The sequence below is a fragment of the Desulfofundulus sp. JL263-se genome (assembly GCF_056316025.1).
In genome coordinates this window covers 1,781,779-1,807,613 of sequence record NZ_CM149993.1, presented here as the reverse complement: position 1 = coordinate 1,807,613, position 25,835 = coordinate 1,781,779, and the positions used below count along the sequence as shown (strand labels likewise).

At 42.7% G+C, this 25,835-nt stretch carries 22 protein-coding genes and 1 riboswitch; of the genes, 7 read left to right on the top strand and 15 right to left on the bottom strand.

Features of this window, described 5'->3' with window-relative positions; genetic code table 11:
* Positions 1-417 precede the first annotated feature (417 nt).
* A riboswitch (SAM riboswitch) is annotated at positions 418-532 on the top strand.
* A gap of 84 nt (positions 533-616) precedes the next feature.
* From ACX4JR_RS09190 to ACX4JR_RS09180, 3 genes are read left to right on the top strand one after another with little or no spacing between them, the layout of a single operon-like run.
* The gene (locus tag ACX4JR_RS09190; protein ID WP_476057785.1) at positions 617-1,816 is read left to right on the top strand and encodes a homocysteine biosynthesis protein; all 1,200 of its coding nucleotides are present in this window, start codon (positions 617-619) and stop codon (positions 1,814-1,816) included.
* Between the two features lie 38 nt (positions 1,817-1,854).
* Positions 1,855-2,256, top strand: coding sequence for an NIL domain-containing protein (locus ACX4JR_RS09185; RefSeq protein WP_476057784.1), 402 nt, complete (start codon positions 1,855-1,857; stop codon positions 2,254-2,256).
* Positions 2,257-3,000: a UPF0280 family protein gene (locus tag ACX4JR_RS09180; protein WP_476057783.1), complete on the top strand. Its 744-nt coding sequence runs from the start codon at positions 2,257-2,259 to the stop codon at positions 2,998-3,000. It begins immediately after the preceding gene.
* Positions 3,001-3,057: 57 nt separating this feature from the next.
* On the opposite strand, the gene ACX4JR_RS09175 is transcribed toward ACX4JR_RS09180, so the two are convergent.
* The 5 genes from ACX4JR_RS09175 to ACX4JR_RS09155 form a co-directional block, all read right to left on the bottom strand.
* Complete coding sequence (locus ACX4JR_RS09175; RefSeq protein ID WP_476057782.1) at positions 3,058-4,182, bottom strand: HD-GYP domain-containing protein; 1,125 nt, start codon at positions 4,180-4,182, stop codon at positions 3,058-3,060.
* Between the two features lie 143 nt (positions 4,183-4,325).
* Positions 4,326-5,189: an SGNH/GDSL hydrolase family protein gene (locus ACX4JR_RS09170; protein ID WP_476057781.1), complete on the bottom strand. Its 864-nt coding sequence runs from the start codon at positions 5,187-5,189 to the stop codon at positions 4,326-4,328.
* A gap of 89 nt (positions 5,190-5,278) precedes the next feature.
* A complete protein-coding gene (gene pyk, locus ACX4JR_RS09165) occupies positions 5,279-7,030 on the bottom strand; it encodes a pyruvate kinase (RefSeq protein ID WP_476057780.1) in 1,752 nt (583 codons plus the stop codon).
* A 14-nt stretch (positions 7,031-7,044) separates the two neighbouring features.
* Positions 7,045-8,007, bottom strand: coding sequence for a 6-phosphofructokinase (pfkA, locus tag ACX4JR_RS09160; RefSeq protein WP_476057779.1), 963 nt, complete (start codon positions 8,005-8,007; stop codon positions 7,045-7,047).
* An 83-nt stretch (positions 8,008-8,090) separates the two neighbouring features.
* On the bottom strand, positions 8,091-8,285 hold the full coding sequence (locus tag ACX4JR_RS09155) for a glutamate decarboxylase (protein WP_476057778.1): 195 nt from the start codon (positions 8,283-8,285) through the stop codon (positions 8,091-8,093).
* Positions 8,286-8,921: 636 nt separating this feature from the next.
* Between ACX4JR_RS09155 and ACX4JR_RS09150 the strand changes: the two genes are divergently transcribed.
* The gene (locus ACX4JR_RS09150; RefSeq protein ID WP_476057777.1) at positions 8,922-9,110 is read left to right on the top strand and encodes a hypothetical protein; all 189 of its coding nucleotides are present in this window, start codon (positions 8,922-8,924) and stop codon (positions 9,108-9,110) included.
* Between the two features lie 226 nt (positions 9,111-9,336).
* Here ACX4JR_RS09150 and mtrB read toward each other — a convergent pair whose 3' ends face one another.
* The 8 genes from mtrB to ACX4JR_RS09110 form a co-directional block, all read right to left on the bottom strand.
* Positions 9,337-9,564 (bottom strand): trp RNA-binding attenuation protein MtrB, encoded by a 228-nt coding sequence (mtrB, locus tag ACX4JR_RS09145; RefSeq protein ID WP_476057776.1) that lies wholly within the window; start codon positions 9,562-9,564, stop codon positions 9,337-9,339.
* 128 nt (positions 9,565-9,692) lie between these two features.
* Positions 9,693-13,103, bottom strand: coding sequence for a DNA polymerase III subunit alpha (locus ACX4JR_RS09140; RefSeq protein ID WP_476057775.1), 3,411 nt, complete (start codon positions 13,101-13,103; stop codon positions 9,693-9,695).
* 2 nt (positions 13,104-13,105) lie between these two features.
* The gene (locus ACX4JR_RS09135) at positions 13,106-13,795 is read right to left on the bottom strand and encodes a class I SAM-dependent methyltransferase (RefSeq protein ID WP_476057774.1); all 690 of its coding nucleotides are present in this window, start codon (positions 13,793-13,795) and stop codon (positions 13,106-13,108) included.
* A 122-nt stretch (positions 13,796-13,917) separates the two neighbouring features.
* Positions 13,918-15,639, bottom strand: a complete 1,722-nt coding sequence (locus tag ACX4JR_RS09130; protein WP_476057773.1) for a sigma 54-interacting transcriptional regulator — start codon at positions 15,637-15,639, stop codon at positions 13,918-13,920.
* Between the two features lie 97 nt (positions 15,640-15,736).
* Positions 15,737-16,672, bottom strand: coding sequence for an AAA family ATPase (locus ACX4JR_RS09125; protein WP_476057772.1), 936 nt, complete (start codon positions 16,670-16,672; stop codon positions 15,737-15,739).
* Between the two features lie 80 nt (positions 16,673-16,752).
* Complete coding sequence (gene trmL / locus ACX4JR_RS09120) at positions 16,753-17,211, bottom strand: tRNA (uridine(34)/cytosine(34)/5-carboxymethylaminomethyluridine(34)-2'-O)-methyltransferase TrmL (protein WP_476057771.1); 459 nt, start codon at positions 17,209-17,211, stop codon at positions 16,753-16,755.
* Between the two features lie 27 nt (positions 17,212-17,238).
* The gene (nth, locus tag ACX4JR_RS09115) at positions 17,239-17,904 is read right to left on the bottom strand and encodes an endonuclease III (RefSeq protein ID WP_476057770.1); all 666 of its coding nucleotides are present in this window, start codon (positions 17,902-17,904) and stop codon (positions 17,239-17,241) included.
* Positions 17,905-17,907: 3 nt separating this feature from the next.
* The gene (locus ACX4JR_RS09110) at positions 17,908-18,300 is read right to left on the bottom strand and encodes a CoA-binding protein (RefSeq protein ID WP_476057769.1); all 393 of its coding nucleotides are present in this window, start codon (positions 18,298-18,300) and stop codon (positions 17,908-17,910) included.
* 334 nt (positions 18,301-18,634) lie between these two features.
* On the opposite strand from ACX4JR_RS09110, the gene ACX4JR_RS09105 reads away from it, so the two are divergent.
* The 3 genes from ACX4JR_RS09105 (at position 18,635) to ACX4JR_RS09095 (ending at position 21,986) form a co-directional block, all read left to right on the top strand.
* Positions 18,635-19,387 carry a DUF4912 domain-containing protein gene (locus ACX4JR_RS09105; protein WP_476057768.1) on the top strand — a complete coding sequence of 251 codons (753 nt, stop codon included), beginning with the start codon at positions 18,635-18,637 and terminating at the stop codon, positions 19,385-19,387.
* A gap of 29 nt (positions 19,388-19,416) precedes the next feature.
* Positions 19,417-21,024: a glycoside hydrolase family 57 protein gene (locus ACX4JR_RS09100; protein WP_476057767.1), complete on the top strand. Its 1,608-nt coding sequence runs from the start codon at positions 19,417-19,419 to the stop codon at positions 21,022-21,024.
* Between the two features lie 323 nt (positions 21,025-21,347).
* A complete protein-coding gene (locus ACX4JR_RS09095) occupies positions 21,348-21,986 on the top strand; it encodes an acetate uptake transporter family protein (RefSeq protein ID WP_476057766.1) in 639 nt (212 codons plus the stop codon).
* 63 nt (positions 21,987-22,049) lie between these two features.
* Here ACX4JR_RS09095 and ACX4JR_RS09090 read toward each other — a convergent pair whose 3' ends face one another.
* Positions 22,050-24,542, bottom strand: coding sequence for a sugar phosphate nucleotidyltransferase (locus ACX4JR_RS09090; RefSeq protein ID WP_476057765.1), 2,493 nt, complete (start codon positions 24,540-24,542; stop codon positions 22,050-22,052).
* Between the two features lie 20 nt (positions 24,543-24,562).
* On the bottom strand, positions 24,563-25,804 hold the full coding sequence (locus tag ACX4JR_RS09085; protein WP_476057764.1) for a glycosyltransferase family 4 protein: 1,242 nt from the start codon (positions 25,802-25,804) through the stop codon (positions 24,563-24,565).
* Positions 25,805-25,835 lie beyond the last annotated feature (31 nt).

The window sequence follows — 25,835 nt, the reverse complement described above, 5'->3', positions numbered from 1 at the left end:
TTTTTAAAAACTTTTTCGGTTACCGGGTGGGAACTTAAATATAAACCGCTGGGAAAAATGCTATTAATTTGCAACTTATAAAACTAAAAGTGTAAAGTTTAATCCTAAACATATAGCTTTGCTTCTATATGCGTCTCTATTAAATTCCAGTTATACCCTATTGATAAGGCAATTATATAAGGGGTGTACCCCTTATGAAATTAAAGATACTTATTGGGAAAAGGGACATCAAAGTTAAAACCTGACATATTGGACATGCTTGGGAAATACATTGCTGGGTTTTGTGCTCGGTATTTTCTTTTACATTGCTTCAAAGTGTTTAGCGAATCCAATATGAGTAAATTACTAAAAATTTTATTGACAGTTTTATAAGCAGTTGATAGACTGAATAAAGTAATTAAATTATAGTTATTAGTGCTCTTATCCGGAGAGGTGGAGGGACTGGCCCAATGAAACCCGGCAACCAGCCCGGTATTTTGCCGGGTATGGTGCCAATTCCTGCAGGAGAGCGAGCTCTTCTGACAGATAAGAGGTGCTATTTTTTTATAAAGGCCTCTTCAGTGTTCGGAAGGGGCCTTTATATACTCGGAGCAGAGCACTTAATGGAGGTGTGTTCATGGCAGTAGAAAGAAGTTACGAGGAAATTAACGCTAAAATCAAAGAGGGCAAGGCAGTGGTAGTTACCGCTGAAGAATTAATTTCCATTGTGGAAGAAAAAGGTGTTTCCAGAGCAGCCCAGGAAGTTGATGTAGTGACCACCGGAACATTTGCCCCCATGTGCTCCTCCGGAGTATTTTTAAATTTCGGTCACACTACGCCAAAAATGAAAATGCACAAGGTTTGGTTGAATGATGTACCGGCATATGGCGGCGTTGCTGCCGTGGATGCCTACCTGGGGGCAACCGCAGTACCTGATGACGATCCCCTGAACAGCAATCACCCCGGTGAGTTCAAATACGGTGGCGGTCATGTGATTCATGACCTGGTAGCCAGGAAACCTATAAAATTAAGGGCAACGGCTTATGGTACCGATTGTTATCCCCGCCGGGAGATAGAAACCACCATTACCCTGGACGATATCAATGAGGCTATTATGTTTAACCCCCGCAATGCCTATCAAAGTTATAATTGCGCGGTAAACTTGAGCTCCCGGACCATATATACCTACATGGGGATGTTAAAGCCCAATTTGGGTAATGCCCACTATTCCACTTCCGGGCAGCTCAGCCCGTTGCTTAAGGATCCAAACTTTTCCACCATTGGTGTGGGCACGCGTATTTTTCTGGGTGGCGGAGTGGGATATGTAGTGTGGAACGGTACCCAGCATTTCCCCACCTTTTTAAAAGCCGGGCCCGATGGAGAAAAGCAGGGACCTGCCGGGGGTACACTGGCGGTACTGGGCGATCTCAAGCAAATGAAACCCCAGTGGCTGGTGGGAGCAAGCTTCTTGGGTTACGGGGCTACTTTGAACGTAGGAATCGGCGTTCCAATTCCCATTTTAAATGAGAAGATATGTTATTATGCGGCCTTAAAGGATGAAGACCTGTACGCACCGGTCATAGATTACGGTGAAGGGTATCCAAGTGGGAAAACCGAGCCCTTGGGATTGGTTAGCTATGCGGAGCTGAAGTCGGGTAAAATAACGGTCAACGGCAAGGAAGTCCCCACCGCCCCGCTCTCCAGTTATCCCAAGGCCAGGGGAATTGCCGCGGAACTTAAAGAATGGATCAGAAGCGGCAAATTTCTGCTGGGAGAGCCGGTGCAGCTATTACCTTCTGCCGAAGCAGGCCTAAAAGGTAAACCTTTAAAAGGTTAACAGCGGCATTTGATATTATTATACGGGAGTGATCCGGGATGTCCCCGAAAAGGATCGTATTGCGCTTTGATGCCACAATTGCGGATAAGCCAATTATTTACCGTTTGGTAAGTGATTATAATCTGGTTATAAATATACTAAAGGCTAACGTCAACCCACAAAAAGAAGGAACACTTATTATGGAAGTAACGGGAGAAAGATATGATGAAGGCATGGAATATTTGCGGCAACAGGGTGTTCGTGTACATACCCTAACCGAGAATATCACCCGCAATGAAGAGAAGTGTACCAGCTGTGGGGCTTGCACTGCAATATGCCCCTCCGGGGCCCTTTACCTGGAGCGGCCTTCCATGGAGGTACACTTTAATAGCGACCAGTGTGTTGTTTGTCACCTATGTACAAAAGTATGTCCAGTAAAAGCTATGGAGGTACATTTTTAATTGATTAAGTTTGAAGAGCGTACCTATCGCTTATTAAATCGCCAAAAGGGCTTGGCGTTTTTCCAGGTTATAGTGCGGGAAACCGATTTAGATATTGGGGTATCTAAGGAGAAATTAACTGCTGAACTGGTCCAAAAGGTTCGGGAAAAGGTATTAACTGCCAGGAGCCAATTGGAAGGCTATCTAGAGAAAGATCCTCAATTTTTCCGGGCCATGTCTCCTTATACCCCCATACCTTCAGCCCCAGAAATTGCAATAACAATGGCCCGGGAGGCGGCAAAAGCCGGCGTTGGCCCCATGGCCGCCGTGGCCGGGACCTTTTCAGAGTTGGTAGGGCGCTTTGTCGCCCTTTATTCCAGTGAAGTTATCGTGGAGAACGGCGGAGATATTTATTTGCGCAGCTCACAGGAAAGAATTATAGGAATATTTGCAGCAAATTCACCCTTTAGTAATCGAATTGCCTTAAAAATTAAACCCTATCAAACTCCACTGGGTATATGTACTTCTTCCGGTGTAATAGGCCATTCTATAAGTATGGGTAAGGCAGATGCCATGGTTGTCCTTGCCCCCTCGGTTCCCCTGGCGGATGCAGTGGCAACGGCTGCCGGTAACTTGGTGAAGAAGCCCCAAGACGTGCAGAGAGCCGTTGATTTTGCAATGAAGGTTCCTGGAGTAAGGGGAGCGCTGGCCATTAAGGGAGATAAATTATCTGCCAGTGGAGATATTGAAATAAAGCCTCTTTAAAAAAAGAGTGCCTTGTTTGGAACAAGGCACTCTTTTTTTAAAGAGAAAATTAAGATTTTACCGTTTAGATAAACTCTTTTTTAAAACGTTTAATGTAGGTTCATCATTAATTACTTTAGTTATAAAGATTCTATAATCTTCAGCAAGCCATAATTCTTTGGGTTCGGTTAGCGGGTGTCCATCTTCTGAAAAGAGAATGCGAACCTTTGGTTGCTTCGTGTAGCCGGGTATGTTGTCGACTACGATGGCAATTTCCCCGCTGTTTAATTTAACCAAAGTGCCTGCGGGGTAGGCAGCAATGTGATGAAGAAACGCCTTGATCAAGTATAAATCAAAAAACTGGTCTCCGGAGGCGGAGAGCATTTCGTAAGCTTCATGGGGGCTGTATGCCCGCCTGTAAACCCGGTCGGCCGTAAGAGCATCATACATATCCACCATGCCGGTAATTTTAGCGAATTCATGTATATCATCTTTTTTAAGACCATTAGGATAGCCTTGTCCGTTATATCGTTCATGGTGTTGATGCGCTACAAGAGCCGATAATCGACTTACATTGGGGTTTTTATGCAATATTTCATACCCGTATATGGAATGTTTTTTTATTTCATTAAATTCTTCGTCTGTCAACTTTCCCGGTTTATTTAAAATATGTTTGGGAACTTTTATTTTACCTATATCGTGAAGTAAGGCCCCCATGCCCAAGTGAAATAACTTTGCTTTACTATAACCAAGGTGGATTCCAGTAATTAGCGCCAGTACACAGACATTAACTGAGTGACCAAATGTATACTCGTCTAGGGACCTTATATCTGTTAAGTTGACAACAATATCGGAGGAATAAAGTAATTGATCGATAATTTCATTAACGGTATTGCCGATATCCTTTATTCCCACAATATTTCGCGGTATCGTAGAGCAACATTCACTTTTATTGGAGAAAAAATCCCGTACCTTCCTTGTAACTTCTATTCTTATTTCTTCGGATATTACATCATTCACCTGGATGTCAGGTAACCAGCCATCGTCAATGTATACCGCTGGTATACCCAATAACTTAAGTCTCTGGATATATCGCTGGGTTAAAATTACTCCTGCTTGCAAAAGAATTTGTCCGTTCGAGTTATATATAGAGCGCCCTACTTTCATTCCCGGGCGAACCAAATCTATGGAGATTTTGCGCATTATTATTATCTCCTCATTCTCTTCCCTTACTTACGCTTTTTTATAATAACTTTCGACAAACTGGAAAAATTTCCTGCAGGTTTTTAACTAAATTTGTAATTAACCTTTTAAAAAGCGATGTTTCTATTTTTTTATTTTTTACATTACTTTAATTTATGTAAGAGTTTGCTGGCATTTTTAGCCATGATTGAATATCCTAATTTATTGGGATGTCCCTGATCAAAAAATAAAGAAGGATTAGCCGACTCACCTCCTGGCTGACATAATACATGATAATAATTAATAGTTGGAAAATTGTGCTTGCGGGCAAAATTCAATATTTTTACCCGATATTCATCAAGGAGTTCCTTCATCACTGCCAGGTCACCAAAAAAATTGGTTCCTTGTGGGTTAAGTGGAGTAGGTAGGCCAAGGATGGGACATATTCCTTCCTTTAATGCCATACCGGTCATGGTTTTAATGTTTTTTAAAACTGAATCCGCTGTTTGCTCCAGCCATGCATCGTTGGTTCCACCCAATATATGCACATAAGCCGGTTCATAAGGGATTACGTCTCTTGGAAAACGATGAAGCATGTTTTCAGTAGAATCTCCGTTTATCCCCCGGTTAACTAATGTTTTACCTGTAATTTGAGCTGCCAGGTTGACCCAGGAATGTTCAGGCCCCCAGGGATATCCGTAGGTTATGCTATCGCCCAGGCATACAATAATATGCCTCTTGATTATTTTATTAAGTAATTGTCTAAAGTTATGGTCCGTGGTTATAAAAATGACAGTTTTTAAACACTTGGTGGTGGCCAGGAGTCTGCGGGTTTCCGCTATTAGGAATTTAACCATTTGCTTATTTTTATTATCGGCGTTATTAATCTCGATCAAAATTCTTATTTCGGATAAATTATGTCGGGTGAACTTTTGTTGTAATGTGGTGATTACAGATTTTATATATTTTATATCCTGCAACTTTAAGATAAAATCAGTGGCTTTTATATTTTCTTCCAATTTAATCATTTTAAAACTCTCCTTCCCCGTCATAAAAAATTATCCTCCTCCGGAAATGGCATACCCAGAGAAGGATAAAATGACGTGTTAAAAAGTAATTAAAGCACCTTTGCCGGTCCCTTATAAATTAAACCTCTTTGACCGTCAACGGTGATTACTTGGCCATCAGATAATATTCCGGTTGCTCCCTCTACTCCTACCACCACCGGGATTCCATATTCCAGGCCTACAATGGCCGCGTGGGATGTTAGTCCTCCTGCTTCGGTAATGATGGCCGCTATTTTTTCAATAACCGGAATAAAATCACGATCTGTGGCCACGGTGACCAGAATATCTCCTTCTTTTACTTTTTCCTTTGCTTCTTTTATTGTTCGGGCGATGCGCACCGTGCCGGTTACGGCCCGGGTGCCTATACCTGTACCACGGACCAATATATCTCCTACCGTATGCACCTTAAGCAAATTGGTGGTTCCGTGTACTCCAACCGGTACACCGGCAGTTATAACAACCAGGTCACCGGCACTGATCAGGCCGGCCTCCAGGGAAACTTCCACCGCGGAGGAGATCATACTGTCGGTATCTTTCGTATGGCCCACCAAAAGGGGTTGTACCCCCCAGGTCAAACTTAATTTTCGTAACACCTTGGCATGCGGGGTTACAGCGATTATGGGAGCTTTAGGTTTATATTTGCTTACCATTTTGGGAGTATATCCCGATTCCGTAGAACTAATTATAGCTGCCGCTTCCAGGTCTTGGGCAGTGGCACACGTGGCATAACTTATGGCATCGGTTACAGTGCGGGATAGATTTCTCCCTTTGCGAACCAGAATTTCTTCATAATTAATGGCCGATTCGGCGGTAACGGCTATGCGGGCCATGGTGGCCACGGCTTCCACCGGGTATTTGCCGACAGCGGTTTCACCGGAAAGCATAACGGCATCGGTACCATCCAAAATAGCGTTAGCCACATCACTGGCCTCCGCCCGCGTGGGCCTGGGGTTATCTATCATTGATTCCAGCATTTGCGTTGCAGTAATTACCGGTTTTCCTACCCGGTTACATTTATCTATGATAATTTTTTGAATAAGTGGTACTTCCTCTGCAGGAATTTCAACACCCAGGTCACCCCGGGCTACCATTATTCCGTCGGCTACTTTTATGATTTCTTCCAGTTTATCCACAGCTTCCTGGTTTTCTATTTTAGCAATTATATCTAGATCTGCCCCTTCTTCCTCCAATAATTTCCTAATAGCAATAATATCATCGGGCTTGCGTACGAAGGAGGCAGCTATAAAATCAAGGTTATGGGCTATACCGAACTTAATGTCCTTGATGTCCTGTTCCGTTATTGCCGGCAGGTTTACCGGTACCCCGGGTACATTAACTCCTTTGCGACTTCTTAATTCACCCCCGTTTTCTACTTCACAATTTATTTCAGTACCTGCTACCTGTAAAACTTTTAAGGATATGAGGCCGTCAGCCAGTAAAATAGTATTTCCTTCCCTTACATCTTGGGGTAGTTGCTTATAGGTTACGCTAATTCTTTCTTTATTGCCTTTGATTTCTTCAGTAGTTAGAATTATTCTGTCACCGGACTCTAAGTAAATAGGTTCTTTTTCCAGGATACCCAGGCGGATTTCCGGTCCTTTAGTATCCATTAAAATGGCCACGGTTTTGCCCACTTCAGCCGCTGCCTGCCTAATGGCTTTGATACGTCGTTCGTGTTCTTCGTGAGTGCCGTGGGAAAAATTAAGCCTGGCTACGTTAAGACCCGCCTTAATCATTTCTTTGAGTATTTCTACACTTTCGCTGGCCGGTCCAATGGTACAAACTATTTTAGTGCGGCGCAAGATATAACTCCCCCTTAAATGGATAAAATAGCGGCTAAGCGGTGCATTTCAAGATCTACCTGTTTTTTTTGTATAAAGGCTTCCTCCAGATCCATCGAAACTATTCTTCCTGCTACCATGCCTACCATTTTTTTTGTTTCTCCTTTAATGAGCAGGTCAACGGCTTTTGCTCCCATTATGCTGGCGAGATTTCTGTCGAAAGCGGTGGGGGTGCCTCCCCTTTGTAAGTGGCCTAGAACGGTAACCTTTGTATCCAACCCGGTTCGTTTTTTAATTTCCTTCCCTATTTCGAACCCGCTGGCTGCTCCTTCAGCTACAATTATGATGCTATGTAACTTTCCCCGCCGGTAGCCACGGTTTAACTTTTCGCAAACTTCTTCTATATTATATGGTTTCTCTGGTATTAAAATTGATTCGGCCCCACCTGCCAGCCCGGCGGTAAGGGCTATGGCTCCTGAATTATGCCCCATTACTTCCACAATAAAAGTTCGTTCGTGGGAGGTTGCAGTATCCCTAATTTTATTTATTGCTTCGATAACTGTATTTACTGCCGTATCAAAACCTATGGAAAAGTCAGTACCTGGAATATCGTTATCGATGGTCCCGGGGATACCCACTATCGGCAGGCCGTATTCTTGATGGAAAATATTGGCACCTGCAAAAGAGCCGTCCCCCCCAATTACTATAAGACCCTGGATTCCAAAGCGTTCGACGTTTTCCCAGGCCTTTTTTCTTCCCTCTGAAGTTTTGAATTCCTCTGAGCGGGCCGTACGAAGAATAGTTCCTCCCCTGTGGATAATATCAGCAACTGAACCCAGGTTCATGGGTTCCATATCCGCTTCTATAAATCCGGCAAAACCCCGCCTGATGCCAATAACTTCTCTGCCGTGATAGATTGACTTGCGTACCACTGCTCTAATTGCGGCATTCATACCCGGCGAATCTCCGCCACTTGTTAAAACAGCAATTCTTTGCAAATTTGTCCCCCCTAGAGACTTTAATTCCATATAATATTAAGTTGTTTCTCACTGGTGCCAAATATACGGGGGGTCAATATTTGTCATTGACCGAAATTAATGATTTCCAGTGCTTCACTTGCCTCTGATTCCGGTACCAGGATTTCTACTGATCTACTATTCTTTTGTTGGTCTGAGCCTAAGGAGCGAAGTTTAACCAGCAAGCCTTCAGCGGATAGTACTTTTTGAATGCGTTCAGCTTCTTTCTTATTTGGTGCTATATATATCACTGTCCACACAAAAAAACCTCCTTACATAATTGATCTTTGAAAGCACCTTTCCCCACAAGCAGACGCACCTCACTGGTACAGCCAGTAAGGTGAATGCTGTATCTTCCTTGCAGGGTAATGGTGACAACCAAACCCTAATACTCAGAAAGTTCGTTTTTCTTTCGCCGGCAGGGTTTGATTCTGACACCCAGCATGTTCGCCATAATCGCAGTTCTGGTCCTGATGAGGCTGTTTAAGCCCTGGGGAGTGGTGTTGTCGAGTATTAGGGAATTACCATAACCTGGTCGTGGTACCTATAATAATCCTTGGGTAAGTTGGTAAATTCGTGAAGCCTGTACAGTATTGACTGCTTGCAGAGTCTGTTTCTTCTCTGCCTGCATTAAAGAGCTCTTACACCTGGCCTGTTTGGAATGGCAGTTGACCTGGATGGCGGCAGGTTCAGGTTTGTCTCCCGCTCCATGTCAGTTCTTATCGCGAGTGCCGAGCGGATGCAGGACCGCCTTTGTCATTGCTGATAATCTTAGATTCGGGAGGTTACCAAAGCCTTACGAGGTTAATGAGATGTATCTTCCGCTGCAACGGCTAATCCGTTACAGGTTCCACTTGGTGGGTTTCTTGATACGGGAAAAAAGCTATTTTTTAACCATGTTGTTTTTGAAGTTCAGCAATTATGGTGATGTATTCATCAACGTCTTCGGGGCCACCAGCCGCTCGCTGATTACCGTGTTCTACAGCCCCGAGGAGATCATTGACACCCCTTTGGAGGAATTGGTTCAGTTTCTGGTGGATAAAGCAACCATTTTGCCGAGCCGGAAAAGCTGGCCAGGGAGTTGAAGTGCATTTCCCGGGAATCTTACCGGATGCAGCCCAAGCTTGCGGATTCGGTGAACCTGATACTGGAGACCAGCATGAATAACATTCGGTTTTTTGAGCAGACCTGCCGCAAGCTGGACAAGGTGATTGCCCGGGATATGGCCAAGCTTAACAACCCCCTGGAGTCTGTGAAAGGAATTGGCCCGGTATTATCCGCTGGCATTTATCCTGAAGTATTATCTTGGTTTTATAAATCATCAGAACGTATTTTGCCGTGTTTGGTCAGTACTTCAGCATGTCCCCTTATTTTTATCGCCGATGTATGTTCGGTGAACTGGGCAATCATTATTTCGCCGCGGTCCAATTTTTCTGTATGGTGGAATTTGGTATCTTTCCCCCGAGTCAACCCGATAATGGTTACTCCGTTTTCCAATGCCTTAACTACAATGTAGTCAGCAGATACTTCGTTGACCAATTTAAACACCCCACCGATATTTTATTTTGAATCATAATAACATAAGGAAGGGATGATAACAAGTTATTCCAAAGAGAGAACCTTTTCCCTTATATTACTTGAGGATGTTATTAGTTGAACATTTTAACTTAATTATTTACTTCTTTAACTTTAACCCGAGAGGCACCTAGGATCTGTTGTAACTCTTCTACCACCGGCATCGACAGGTCAACCCAAAAATCACGGTTTGCCCTTGCCATTTTCTTTTCCTTGGGGAAATAGAGATAGACCGGCGTCGGACCGGGAAAATTCTTAAGAATTCTTTGAATCTGCTTTAAAAAATTTCTATCAGTATTTTCAATTTTCAAGTATAACTCACCACTGATTTGTTTAGATATTTCTTGCAAGGAGTCAGCCAAAATTTTAAAGCTATCGCCGTTTATAGCTGTCCTGCCTTGCAGCAAAATTACCCGGTCAGGATGAAGAAGTTGATAAAACTTTTGGAAGACCCGAGGGAATACCACGACTTCCACAGAACCTGTAAGGTCTTCCAGGTTGACAAAAGCCATGGGGTCACCGTTTTTGGTTGAAATTCGCTTAACTGTATTTAACATACCTCCTATGGTGACTTGAGAACCTTCTGGCAATTCTTTAAGCTCGTTAACGGTATGGGTAGCATGTTGTTCTATTGCAGCCCGGTATTCTTCCAGGGGATGGCCGCTGATATATAGTCCGAGAGCTTCTTTTTCCTGGGCCAACAATTCAGACCGCGGGAATTCATCTATGTCAGGAAAATCTATAACCGTTGTGGTTTCTGCTGCTCCTTCCCAAAAATCAAGAAGGGAGAGTTGCCCTGTGGATTTATCTTTATTAGTCTGGTGGGCCAAGCTTAATCCTGTTTCTACGGTAGACAGTAATTGGGACCGGTAATGTCCAAGGGAATCGAAAGCACCGCTTTTAATTAGGCTTTCCAGCAATCGTTTGTTGATGAATTTGGTATCCTGGCGCCGGCAAAAATCTGCATAGCTTTTATAAGGCCCGTTTTTCCTGCGTTCCTGGATAATACTTTTAACAGCTGTTAGGCCGACATTTTTTATAGCAGCCAGCCCGAAGCGGATATTATTATTGCCTGAAATGCTAAAATTTTCCTGACTTTCATTAACATCCGGGGGAAGAACCTTTATTTTTAATCTCTTACACTCTTCAATATAAACTGCCACCTTATCGGTATTGTCCTTAACCGAATTTAACAGTGCCGCCATGTAGGCCACGGGATAATTGGCCTTCAGATAGGCCGTTTGATAGGCAACCATGGCATAAGCAGCACTGTGGCTCTTGTTAAAGCCATACCCTGCAAAATATTCCATCAGGTCAAAAATTTGTCCTGCAGTAGATTCATCTACTCCATATTGGGAAGCACCGTTAATAAATTGTGACCTCAAATTAATAATTATTTCCGGTTTTTTCTTACCCATAGCTCGGCGCAGGAGGTCCGCTTCGCCCAGGGTAAATCCGGCCATGTCGCTGGCAATGCGCATTACTTGCTCCTGGTAAAGGATGACTCCGTAAGTATCTTTGAGTATGGGCTGCAGCATGGGATGCAGGTACTTTACTTTCTTTAACCCGTGTTTGCTCTTGATAAAATCTTCAACCATTCCGCTTCCCAAAGGACCGGGGCGATAAAGGGCCACCAGGGCTATCAGGTCCTCAAATACTTCCGGCTTTAATTCCCTCAGGAGGTTGCGCATACCGCTGCTTTCCAGCTGGAATACCCCGACTCCTTCACCCCGACATAAAAGTTCATAGGTTTTGGGATCATCTAAAGGTATTTTTTCAATATTTATGTCTTCTCCTGTACTTTCCTTTATAAGCCGCAGGGTGTCTGCTATAACGGTCAGGGTACGTAGGCCCAGCATATCCATTTTCAAGAGCCCCAGTTCTTCAACCTGGTCCTTGGCAAACTGAGTGGTAAGGGGGCCATCGGCACTCTTATACAGCGGAACATAATTAGTTAACGGTTCTTTGGTAATAACTATTCCTGCGGCGTGAGTAGAGGCATGTCGCGGCATTCCCTCAAGGAGGCTGGCGGTATCAATTAATTTTTTAACTTGCTTGTCTTTATTATATAATTCTTTTAATTCCTGCGATTCTTCCAAGGCTTTTTTAATAGTTATGTTTAGCTCCGGAGGAACAAGTTTGGCCACTTTATCTACTTCTCCGTAGGCCATACCTAGGGCTCTTCCGACATCCCGTATAGCCGCCCTTGCTGCCATAGTCCCGAAAGTCGCTATTTGAGCAACCCTATCGGCACCGTATTTTTGAGTAACATAATTGATAACTTCTCCCCGCCGCTCAAAGCAAAAATCTATATCTATATCCGGCATGGACACCCGTTCCGGGTTAAGAAAGCGCTCAAACAATAGCCCGTAGCGCAGCGGATCAATATTTGTTATTCCTAAAACATAAGCTACCAGGCTGCCTGCAGCTGAACCGCGCCCGGGACCTACGGGTATTTTATTTTTACGGGCAAAGTGAATAAAGTCCCAAACTATCAAAAAGTATTCAGAATAACCCATTTGACGAATTACTGAAAGCTCGAATTCCAATCTTTTTTTGATAGTATCGCTCATTTCGCCGTAGCGCCATTTTACCCCTTTAAGGCATAGTTCTTCCAGATAGCTGTCTACGGTATGTCCTTCCGGTACCGTAAAATCGGGTAGGTGTAATGTACCAAATTTCAATTTGACATTACATCTTTCTGCAATGGCCACAGTATTATTCATGGCGTCCCTGAGTTCTCCAAAGAGCAGGGCCATTTCACTTTCGCTTTTAAGGTATAGTTCTTGGGACTTAAATTTCATTCGGTCCGGGTCATCAACGGTTTTTCCCGTCTGAATGCAAAGCAATACGTCTTGAATTTCCCAGTGTTCCCGCTCGGTATAATGTACATCATTGGTCACTACCAGCGGAATGCCCGTATCCTTATGAATTTCCAACAATCCTTTATTCGCTGTTCGCTGTTCGTCGAAGCCATGGTCTTGTAATTCTAAAAAGAAATTATCCGGCCCAAAAATATCCCGGTATTCCAGGGCTGATTTTTTTGCAGCTTTCATATCACCTTTTAGGCATTGACTGGCAACTTCACCGGCAATACAGCCACTCAAGGCAATTAAACCCTTACTATACTTGTTTAGTAACTGCTTATCCACCCGGGGCTTATAATAAAAGCCTTCTATAAAGGCGGTGGAAACCAATTGCAGTAAATTTTTGTAACCCTCATTACTTTCAGCAAGGAGAACCAGGTGGTGCAGGTTGTCATCCACCTTGGGGGTGCGATCGGCAATTGTACGGGGAGCTACATAAACTTCGCATCCTAGAATAGGCTTTATTTTTACTTTTTCACAGGCTTTATAGAAGTCTATTACGCCGAACATAGCTCCGTGGTCGGTAATGGCAAGGGCGGGCATACCCAGGTCCGCCGCTTTTTGTACGCTGTCTTTAATGCGGGCGGCACCGTCCAAAAGGCTATATTCGGTATGAACGTGCAGGTGGACGAACATTCCTATTCACCTCCGGTTTCAAGCGCCCCGGGAAAGTAGGGGCCATTATTATAAATTCTTTGCTTCCAATAATGTATATGTATGTTATAGTGAGGTAAAATGGGGTCATCTACAGTTATGGAAATCTGGGTATCGAATCGCTCCCAATGAGAGACTTTTAGCAAATTTTGCATAAATTCGAAGGATGCCTTGCGCCCTGGATGAGATACTAGTAAACTTCCACCGGGTGCCAGATTTTTCTTTATTATATCCAATAGGTAGACATTCAGCTTTGGATTATATGTTACATCGGAGCATAGAATCCATTGAAAGCGGCGCTTTAAGTTAAATCGACGCCAATCACCCAAAAAACTGTCAATGTTAGAAACTCCGTTAATCCTGGCATTTTTCATTGCCAGCTCTAACGCTGATTGGTTAAAGTCTGAAAAAGTTACCTTTGCTCCCTTTAGTGCACATATTATCCCGGGCAAGCCAAGTCCCGTTCCCAGTTCCAGCATATCTTCACCATCAAAGGAGAGGTTGCACCAAACCCAAAGGGCAAGTCCCCGGGCTGCCGGCCATATCTCAGCCCAACAGGGTACTTTATTTTCATCTTCCGGGTCTGTTATAAGCGATTCCACGTCTTTTACCACATTCAATTTGATATCCTTTCCCGGCAGGGGAAAAATAATTTCCGTGGTTGTGATGTCCAATGCTTTCACCACCAGCCAGCAATGTCGGTAATATTTCTTCTACTTTAAAATATGAAAAACCCCCCTGATCCGTTTTTACAAGGGGGATTTTATCGTAAAGAGATTTTGTTAGCAAGGATTTTTCAAGGCAGCTTGATATTGTAATGTTTTATTCTTTTATATAGCCAGGCCCTGGAAATGCCTAACTCTTGTGCAGCCTTGGCCTTGTTCCCGTTATTGTTTTTTAATGCTCGTACGAGGGCTTCTTTTTCAACTTTTTCAATAAGTGCTGGTAAAGTATTAGGTTTCGTGCTAATTTTATTTTCAGTTTTAATTTCTTGCATGTAACTGGGGAGATGTTCGATTTCAATATATTGACCTTCTACTAAGTTAAATGCTCTTTCAATCATATTTTCCAGTTCTCTTATATTACCCGGCCAATTATAGTTTTTAAATAAATTCCATACTTCTTCAGATAAATCTTTAACTTGAATATTAAATTGTTGATTAAACTTATTCAGGAAATAGTTAACTAATAGAGGTAAATCATCTAACCTTTCCCGAAGCGGGGGTAAGTGTAAGTTGATAACGTTTAGCCTGTAATAAAGGTCTTGCCGGAATTTTCCCTTTTTCGCCATTTCCCGAATATTCTGATTGGTGGATGCAATTATCCTTACGTCTACTGGGTGTGTTTTAGTATCACCGAGGCGTACTACTTCTTTTTCCTGTATTACGCGGAGCAATTTTGCTTGCATTGGTAAGGGCATGTCTCCTATTTCATCCAGTAGTATGGTCCCTCCGTGGGCCAATTCAAATTTACCTATTTGCCCTCCCTTTCTCGCCCCGGTAAAGGCTCCTTCCCGGTATCCAAATAGTTCTGATTCTAAGAGATTTTCCGGTACGGCAGCACAGTTTACTTTGATAAACGGGCCGTTTTTCCGTGGTGATTCGGCATGTAGTGCATGGGCAACTAATTCTTTTCCGGTGCCGCTTTCCCCCGTAATTAAGACTGTAGAGGGCCCCCGGGCTACCTTACGAATTATTTTTTTCAATTTATTCATTTCCCGGTTACGGGTTATAAGGTCATTCAGGGTATATTGGCAATTACTTTGATTGTTCTTTTTTGAAACTATATAATAGTCCGTATTTTTGGTATAAACGGTCTTGCTGGGATTGTCAAGGTTTACGCGGATAATTACGCCGGTAATTTTCCCCTCTTGCTTTATAGGGTACCGTGATAGGGTGGCCTTTCTGCCGCGGAGTTTAATCGACTCGTGAATTTGAATTCCGGTAAGGGGCATCAGGTGGAGCTCCGTTTCAGGTATCAATTCTGTTACGTGACGGCCTACGGCCCCTTCGGCGTTAACTTCCAGTAATTGTGCCATAGTTTCATTCATAAAAAGGATATAGCCTTCATGATTAATTGCCAAGTACCCTTCTACGCTTTCCTTCATAATGGTTTCACAAGCTTTGGCAATTTGTTTGTAGTAATCCCTTTCTTCAGCCAGTTGTTGAATTTCGTTTACTTCTTGGACTACCCCGATGGCACCTATAATTGCTCCTTCTTTGATAATGGGGGTGCGATTTGCCACGTAAAGGCTATTACCCAATACAAACTTGCGACCAATGTGGGATTTGCCCGTCTTTAAAACTTTGAGCAAGCCTGTATAAGGTACTACTTCCGTAATGAACCGCCCGAGAGCTTTTTTTGCCGGTATTTTAAAAGCCCGTTCACAGGCCGGGTTAAAGATGGTTATCCTTCCCCGGTGGTCTATGGCAATGACCATATTGTGTATGGAGTCAAAAATTGAAAAGCTGTTATTTGAGACCATGGGTGTTTTAACTGTATTATCGCCTTGGGGCACAGAACAAACACCCCCTTCCCCTGCTTAATTTTTAAATTTGTTTAAAATTTCTGATAATACTATATTACTTATTCGCTCCTTTTTACAAAAATCCTTTTTACTCGACACAGGGTATTTGTCCCATCGGTTTCAATTCGCCTTTCAACTTGATTTCTTCATTAGCCTTTTTAACAAGTTTATTTATTCCGTGCTCCCGGCGCAATAATTCTTGGTCATCGTGGTTTTTAATCAGTAAATTTAATGTTTGGTTTATATTTTCTTCGGTTAAAGTTTCATAATTTAAGGTGGTTAGTGCCCGGGCCCAATCGATGGTTTCTGATATAGAGGGTTTTTTTCGTAAATGAAGATTTTGGCGAATAAAATTAACAACCTTTACAATTTGCTTGCGGAGAACTTCTCCTGCTTGTGGTACTTTTATTTGTAATATGTGCATTTCCTTTTCTATGGATGGGTAATCGATATACAAATATATGCAGCGCCTTTTAAGGCCGTCAGAAAGCTCCCTTTCCCCGTTACTGGTCAAAACTACTACCGGAATGTGGGTACAGGTTATGGTGCCCAGTTCGGGAATAGATACCTGAAATTCAGACAATACTTCAAATAAAAACGCTTCAAATTCCGATTCCACCTTATCTACTTCATCAATCAATAAAACCGGCTTTTTCTTTGAACGGATGGCCTTTAAGAGGGGGCGGGTTAATAAGTATTCTTCCCCGAAGAGGTTCTTTTCAATTTCTTCACCGGTTGTAGAATCCTTCATTATTTGTATTTTCAATAATTGTTTTTGATAATTCCATTCATATAGAGCTTTATTTTCATCTAAACCTTCATAGCATTGTAAACGAATTAATTCTGTATTCATTATCCTGCTTAAGACCTTTGCGATTTCTGTTTTTCCAACTCCCGGTGCTCCTTCCACAAGAAGGGGCTTTTGTAATTTTAGCGCCAGGTAAATAGTAGTTACTATTTCTTTTTCCGCCACGTACCTTTCTTTTTCCAGATATTCTTTTAATTGGTTAATGGTAAGCTCCATAACTACAACCTACCTTTAACAGATTATTTTTCTGTCAAGCCATACTTTATGGTATCACAGGCAATCCGTTTATTCAAATATTACCTTAATCCCGGGAATCCTTGTTGTCTAAGGGCTTCGTAAAGTATTATGGCCACGGCGTTGGAAAGGTTTAAAGACCTAACATCATTGAGCATAGGAATACGGATACATTTATCCCGATAAGCCGATATAATCCACTCCGGTAGGCCTTCGGTTTCCTTTCCAAAAACCAAAAAATCATCCTTCCGGTATTTAACGGCGGTGTACGGGCGTGATGCTTTGGTTGTTGCATAGAAAAAACGGTGATTTGGATATTTGTCAAGTACTTCTTGGAAGTTATCATGGTAATGAATGGTTAAGAGGTTCCAATAATCGAGGCCAGCTCTTTTTAAGTATTTATCGTCAACGGAAAAGCCCAGTGGTTTTACCAGGTGAAGTTCAGTACCGGTTACAGCGCAAGTCCGTGATATGTTACCTGTATTGCCCGGAATTTCTGGCTCAACAAGGACAATATGCAAGGACAACCCTCCCAAAAGGGAGCCGTTTCAAAGCGGCTCCCTTTGATTTTGAATGTTGCCGGCGGTTGAAACACAAAACTTTCTAAACTTGCATTTTCCACAAAGGGGATTGCGTGCCCGGCAAACTTTTCTACCGTGTGTTATTAACCGGTGGTGAAATTCCCCTCTTTGTTGGGGTGGTATTAATTCCATTAATTCTTTTTCCACCTTTTCCGGGGTATTTCCAGTGGCCAATCCCAGGCGTTTGGAAACGCGAAAAATATGGGTATCCACCGGCATTGTCGGGAGTCCAAAAGCCACGTTCAATATCACATTTGCGGTTTTTCTTCCCACTCCAGGCAGCTTGCTTAATTCCTTAAAACTTTTCGGTACTTGGGAATTATATCTTTCAACCAGTATTTGACTGGTTTTTATTATATTACGACTTTTATTTTTATAAAGGCCGCATCCTTTGATCAGCGGCTCCAGCTCTTCGGGAGACAGGTAGGCAAAGTGTTCGGGTTTATTATATTTTTTAAATAACGAGCGGGTTATTTTATTTACTTGCTTATCGGTACACTGAGCCGATAAAATGGTAGCCACCAACAATTCAAAGGGTGAATTAAAGTTAAGTTGAGTATTAACATTTTCAGGGTAAGTACGGGCCAGCAGGTCAATTATTTTTTTCCCTTTGTCCCGGAGTTTTTGGTCCATGGCTTATCCCTTGAGCCTTTGGTGTTCCACCATAATACACTTATTCATAATAACCGGTATCCCCTTTTTTTCAGCCTTTTTTGCTGCTTCTTCATTAACAATCCCTAACTGCATCCAGATAGCCAAAGGAGAGATATCCAGAGCTTCTTCCACTATGGGAGGAACATATTCACTGCGCCGAAAAATATTAACAATATCTACTGGCTCAGGAATCGATTTAAGGTCAGGATATGATTTTTCACCTAAAATGTTTTTTACTTTCGGGTTAACGGGAATTATTTTATAACCCTGCCGCTGCATGTATTGCGCCACTTTATAACTATCCCTGTCCGGTTTATCTGATAGCCCAACTACTGCAATGGTACGGGTTTTATTTAGCAATTCGGAGATATTCATCAATAGTTCCCCCTGTTATTTAACTATTTTAATTACTGGCAGAAAGTTTTTATATTTTAATTTTAGCATAAAAATTATGCACGATTTATTTGGGAAAATTATTATTTATGCTTATTTGCGGTTTTTGGAAGCTATATGTAATGGGATAATCCCTTTCAAATTCACTAAATTTTTTAATTATAAACCTTTTGGTGCCGGGCAATAATAAAAGAAGCCATGGTAATAACAAAATTATTCCCGGCAAGTAACATTTTAAGACCTTAATTTTCCTCCATAATGTTATATATATTAGTTAAATTATGGCTAGAATTACAAGACTGAAGGAGGGCGCTGCATGAATGGTATATTAACCTTGGTCCTCGGGGTTATTCTTTTCTTTTTGCTCCTGGCCGTTTTTTTATGGTCGATGCGGCATCGCTGGGCAAAAAAAGGTGAGGAGCCTCGGTTAGATTTTAATGAAGAAGCGGCGGAAGAATTAGCCGTTCAAGCCTTGGAGACGGAGCCTAAGCCTGAACCTGTACCTGTACCTCTTTCCGAAATGGAGTTGCCTAAGGCATATGGAATAGACCGCTTAATTTTAATGGTTCGAGATCCTCACTGGCTTTATGCTTACTGGGAGATTTCAGCAACTAAGCAGGAGGAATTTGATTCCAATTTTGGGGTGGGAGCCTGGAATTCTTCGCGTCCTGTTTTGCGGGTGTATGAAGTTGCCGGAGAGGAATTTAATGGCTCTAATGCCGTTAGCTATACCGATATAGGTATAGGGGAAGAGAATGATAATTGGTATATTAATGTAGGGAAGCCAAATAGCACCTTTTGCGTTGATTTGGGCAGGATTTTTCCTGATGGCAGGTTTGTTACTCTCTTGCGGTCGAATACAGTTACCACTCCCAGAGAATCCCTTTCGGAGTGCTTGGATGAAGAATGGATGTGGATTGAAGAAATTTATAATGCTTTAAATAAGGTTCCCTACGGGATGAGTTCTCCCTTAATGCTGGAAAGAATGGGACGTAGGGAAGGTTTACTCCCCCTGGGCATAAGTTCTCCAGGGGTAAGTTCTCCCGGAGCGATACAATCAGAGAAATAATATTTTTTTAATTTAAGGAGCGATATTTTGTGGCCAAAGGTTATTTAGCTTTGGTATTACATGCTCATTTACCCTATGTACGGCACCCGGAAGATGAAAACTGTTTGGAAGAAAGATGGTTGTTTGAGGCCATTACGGAAACTTATATACCTTTAATAGAATCTTTTAACAGGCTGGTTGAAGAGGGCGTTCCCTTTAGATTAACCGTTTCCTTATCTCCTCCGCTGGTTTCAATGCTTACTGACAGTCTCCTGCAAGAACGCTATGTAAAACATCTTAATAAACTAATCGAGCTGGCTGAAAAGGAAGTTTACAGGACCAGGAATACACCCTTTCACGAAACTGCTTTGATGTACCGGGAAACATTTTACCGGGCTAGGTATGTATTTTGTGAACAGTACGGGCGAAATTTGGTGCGTGCCTTTAAAAATTTAGCGGAACAAGGCCGGTTGGAGATAATTACCTGTGCCGCCACCCATGGTTTTTTGCCCCTTATGATGATAAATCGTAATGCCGTAAGAGCCCAGATTGGAGTGGCCGTAGATTTACACACCCGTCATTTCGGCCAGTCCCCCAAGGGAATATGGCTGCCTGAATGTGGTTATACACCGGGTATAGATGAAATATTAAAAGAATTCGGGCTTAGGTTCTTTTTTACTGATTCACACGGTATTCTTTACGCTTCCCACCGTCCTCGTTTTGGATTATTTGCTCCTATTTATTGTCCCACCGGCGTGGCTGCCTTTGGAAGGGATATTGAATCCTCAAAGCAGGTTTGGAGCGCTGATGAAGGTTATCCGGGGGATTTCAATTATCGCGAATTTTATAGGGATATTGGTTACGACCTTGATTATGAATATATAAAGCCTTATATTCATCCAAGCGGTATTCGCGTTCATACGGGCTTTAAATACCACCGGATTACAGGACGTACCGAGGACAAACAGCCTTATGTTCCCCATAAAGCCAGGGAAAAGGCTATTGAACATGCAGGAAATTTTATGTTTAACCGGGAGCACCAGGTGGCCTATTTATCAACTTTAATGGACCGGCCACCTCTTATAGTTGCCCCTTACGATGCCGAACTGTTCGGACACTGGTGGTTTGAAGGGCCGATATTTCTTGAATACCTTATAAGAAAAATACATTATGAACAAAATACATTGGAGCTAATTACTCCCAGCGATTATTTACGAATGTTTCCCTGTAATCAGGTTGCCCGGCCTTGTGCATCAACTTGGGGTAACAAGGGATATAATGAGGTATGGCTTTGTCAAGCTAATGATTGGATTTATCGCCATTTACATATGGCGGCGGACAGGATGACTGAATTAGCAAATAATTATCCCCGGGCTGAAGGTCTGATGTTAAGAGCATTGAAACAAGCGGCCAGAGAACTGTTGTTGGCTCAAAGCAGTGATTGGGCTTTTATAATGAGTACCGATACCATGGTGGATTATGCAGTAAAAAGAACCAAAAGGCATTTATTAAATGTTTTGGGGCTTTATGAACAAATAAAACATAACCGGCTGGAAGAACAGTGGATATCGGAGTTAGAATGGAGAAATAATATATTTCCCGATATTGATTACCGGTTATATGCCAGTGATTGTAACAGTAATGTTGCCAATAGGTAACGATAGTTTACACTTTAAAGAACTCCAATATACATGGGGTTCTTTTTTATTTATGGGCATAGAGCTGTTTTTAAAAATAATTGTATACTTGAATGAACAATTTTTTTATTTATTGATTTACCATTTAGGTTTTGATAAAGACCATTAATGTATAAAAATAATCAATTAACGATTTTATTTTAAAAAAAGTCACAATTTTTGCAACTGTTTTTAATGACCAACTGGGAATTTGCCTGTTGGTCAAATCATACAAGGAGGTGGTTAATTTTTAAATTTCTAAAAAATTTTAAACAATATTTTATAAAAGGAGGATAAGAAAAGATATGTCACACGGACACGGACCGGCAAATCCGGGGCCAGCGGGTTTGGTAGCTCTTGCTATGGCTTGCTTCACATTTTTTGCAGTGCATACCGGGCAGGTAGAAGGTTCCTGTATTCCTCTTTTGGGCTTATGGCTACTCGGTGGATTTGTTGTGCAGGTAATTGTTGGCGTGATGGAACTACAGCATGGTAATGTCCTCGGAGGAAACATTTTTACCTTTTTCTCGGCTTTTTTCATGCTGGTGACAGGAATGGAACTAATATTTAAATTCTTTGCGGCTGTAAACGGCTGGCAAATTGACGCCCGGATTGACGGCTGGGCCTGGCTAGCCCTGGCAATTGCCTTGCTTACTTGGACACCCGGTTACTTTAAAGCACCTTTAAGCTTGCTGGGAGTAGTTCTGGCCCTTGATGTGGCTGTTCCCGTGGTTGCATTAATGGATCTCGAAATACTACCCCATTCCTGGCATGCAATTTCCGGCCCCGCCCTGCTGATTGCTGGAATATTCGGCCTTTATACCGCTGCTGCCGTGGTACTGAATACGGTATTCGAGCGTACCATTATTCCTATGGGATCCCCTTTGATTAAACCCAAGCCGGTATCTCAAAGTGGCTCCGGCGCAAGTGCGACTCGCAACTAAAGATTCAAACGAAAAGTGGGAAACCTTTACTTATACGGTTTCCCACTTTATTTTATTCAAATATTATCCGGCCTCTTCTTCCGCACCGATTATGTTTATAATTTTATCAATGTAGAAATCCGACAGGGATTCAGCAACTTCCATGGTAATGCCTTCGCTAAATACACGGCATATCGGTTCTTCAGGATCAGGTAATACCAATGTCCAGCCATTCGGGTGAAATACTTTTACCCCGTCAAGTAATTCCAGTTCCTCAGAAGGTCTTTCTTCTATTAAGCGGCGAATGACTTTTCCTTTATCCTCCCAGGGAACGGAAATATCTCTCTTGTCCATAAAGAAAGCGGGTATTTCTTCTATAAGTGCTGATAAAGAAATATTTTCCCTGGCCATAAACTCTAACAAAGTACAATAGGTAAAAAGACCATCAAAATTCATAAGAAATTGAGAGAATGTATTTTTCTTTTGGTTATTTTTTTCTTCCTCCAAGATGAGTTGTTCCAGGAAATCCTGTACCGCCGTCTTAGTACGAACTACTTTTCCGGAATATTTCCGGGCCAGGGATTCTATTGCTTTGGGTGCCGTTACAGGTACAATTACTGTTCCGCCTTGGGATTTAAGAACAATCAACGCAATGAGGGCGGTCAATAAATCATCTTTAATAATTTTTCCTTTGTCATCCACAAGGATAAGCCTGTCGGCATTGGGGTCCATAATGATTCCCAGGGATGCTGATTTTTTTACTACTGTATCAGTAAATTGGTCTAGATGTTTTTGATAATCCTGCCAGCTTCGGGGTTGCCCATGGCTGCCAAAATCAAAGTGTTCCACTTTAATATTGAGTTCATTACACAGGGGTTTTATAAAGCGGCCCAAACTAAATTGATCATAGGCCATAACCACCCTGTACCGGGAATTACGGATAATTTCTTTATTTAACCTTTCTATTATTGATTCCAAATAAGTTTCAGGAACGTTGGAAACGAAGTGGCTGGGAAGCACCCGGCTTGGTTCAACGCGCTGAAAATCTTCCCTGGCCATAACGTTCTCTATTTTACGTTCTTTATTCCGCGGCAGGTTACTTCCCTTTTCGTTGGTTAAAATTATGTTTATGGCTTCGGGTTGTCTTGGCGATATCTTAATGTGGATGCCCCCGGAATAATTAAATTTTCTAATAGCGAAGCGGTGCATAGGGGTAATTCCCGTACCCAAATCATAAACTTCCGCTCCGGCAGATTGTAATCCGCAAGATACCGCTTCTCTGAACAACTTGGAGGCCCTATAAGGGTCGCTGCTGATTGCGATTTTAGCCCCGCTGCCCAAGGTGGAGGCGTAGGCTGCCGCGAGTTTTACGGCAAATTCGGGGGTTAAGTCCACATTTACCAGGCCGGAAACCCCCTCCAACCCAAAAAGCCTTTTTGTATGCCGGGTACCCCAAATTATGCTGTTTTGAACAATAGAGCCCGCCTCCACTGTTTTTTGCGGCCAAAGCTTTACATTGGGTTTTACCAGGCTCCTTTCTTTAATGTGGCAGTCGCTTCCAATAACTGCCCCTTCGTAAATTCCTGCGTTTGCCTGTATTTGAACCCGGTTGCCGATTACAGTGCCCCTTAAGGATACACTGACACCGACGTTTACATTGTTCCAAAGTACACTTCGCTTAATTGAAGAATTTTGGCCGATTGCACAATTATTTCCTATAACACTAAAGGGTTCTATAGACGCTTCCTGGTCTACCCGTGTTCCTTCTCCGATTAAAGCAGGGGACTTTACTTTTGCGGAAGGATGTATTTCTGCATTTTCTCCCACCCAGATGCCGGGAGACACTTCACGGCCTGGTATCGCCACTTTAACCTTGCCGCTCAGGATATCGTTATGTGCTTGTATATATTGTTGTAGATTGCCGATGTCGCACCAATAACCAGGAAGGATTACCCCGTATAAGGGCTGTCCTTCTTTCAGTAACAAGGGGAAAAGGTCTTTACTGAAGTCAAATTTTTTTCCTGCTTCAAAAAAGTTTAGAACTTCCGGTTCCAGTACGTAAATTCCGGTATTTACGGTATCGCTGAACACTTCCCCCCAGCTTGGTTTTTCCAGGAACCGGCGCACCCGGCCGTCATTGTCGGTTATTACAACACCATATTCAAGAGGAGAGTTTACACGTGTTAGTACTAAGGTGGCAATTGCCCCTTTTTGTTTATGGAACTCAACGGCCCGGGTAAGGTCCAGGTCTGTTAATGCATCTCCGCTGATAACTATAAATGTCTCATCCAGAAAATTCTCTGCATTTTTTACGCTCCCGGCAGTACCTAAGGGAACATCTTCAATAAAATACTTAAAATTAACCCCGTATTCGGCTCCCTTTCCGAAATAATCGCGAATTGCTTCCGGCATATATTGCAATGTGACACCTATGTCCCGCAGGCCGTGCTTTTTTAATAAATTCACTATATGAGACATAATGGGCTTATTCATTATCGGAACCATGGGCTTGGGTCTGCCGCAGGTTAAGGGACGAAGACGAGAGCCTTCTCCGCCGGCCATTATAATTGCTTTCATAATAATAACTCCCTCCTAGCTTAATGATACTTGCTTATAAATTTAGAAAAGCGGTTAGATAGCCAGGTCGGCCAGGTGGGGGTAAAGGTCAGGCTGCGGTGGGCGTTATAAACTTCTCTATAAACATTTAGGGTAGCCTCGGCTATGTGGTACCAATTGAAATGTTGCTCTACCTTTTGGTAAGCTCGCTCTTTAAGTTTTTGTGCCAGGCCTGGCTCATAAAATATTTTTAAAATCATATCGGCCAGTGAATTGGGGTTGCCGGGATAAAATTTAAGGCCGTCTACACCGTGTACGACAATTTCACTTAGACCGCCGGTATCAGATACAATTACCGGCGTACGGGCCGCCATTGCCTCTAATGCTACAATTCCAAAGGGCTCATACAGGCTTGGAAAAACTGCCACATCGGACCAGCTATACAGGCTGTTTCTTATATTGTCATCTATATAGCCGGTAAAGTAGACCCGGTTTGCTATGTTCAGCCGGGCAACTTGGTGGCGAAGGGCTTCCATATGTGGTCCTTTACCGGCAATAATAAATTTTGTATTAGGCTGTCTTGAAAGGACTTTTGGGGCGGCATCCAGCAGGACTTGTACACCTTTTTCTCTTACCAGTCTGCCCACGTAAAAGACAATTTTTTCGTTCGGTGCGGCAAAGTTATTTCTGGATGTTCTATGTTGCTTTACCTTGAAATTTTCAGTATTAACACCGTTTGGGATTACCCTCAGTTTATCCCGGGGAATTTGAAATATATGTATTAATTCCCTTTCCATATAATGGCTACAACATATTACCCGCCAGGACTCGTAAGCCAACCACCATTCTACGTCACTTATATGACGTTGGGTATCATTATGGAGCCCGTAGTTACGGCCCCATTCAGTGGCGTGGATGGTACAAATAAGGGGGAGGTTGCAAGAATGTTTTAAGGCCCTGGCTGTGTAAGTTACCAGCCAGTCATGGGCGTGCAGGAGGTCAAACTGGATATCCCTTATCAGGGGAATTGCTTTTTCCAGCATGGCTACGTTAAATTGAGCTACCCACGTAACAAAATCCGGGGAAGATATGTTATAAGGATTTACCCGGTGTATATGTACCCCTTTTGTTTTTTCATATTCCGGGGCTCCGGCTGTGCCGCAGGTCAGCACGTGAACTTCTACCTTTAATTCGGCTAATGCCTGGGTAAGGTCGTGAACGTGTTGTGCTAGCCCTCCCACGCTTTTGGGGGGATATTCCCAGGAAAGCATCAATACACGCATTTCCAGGCCTCCTTACCGGATGTTAATGAAT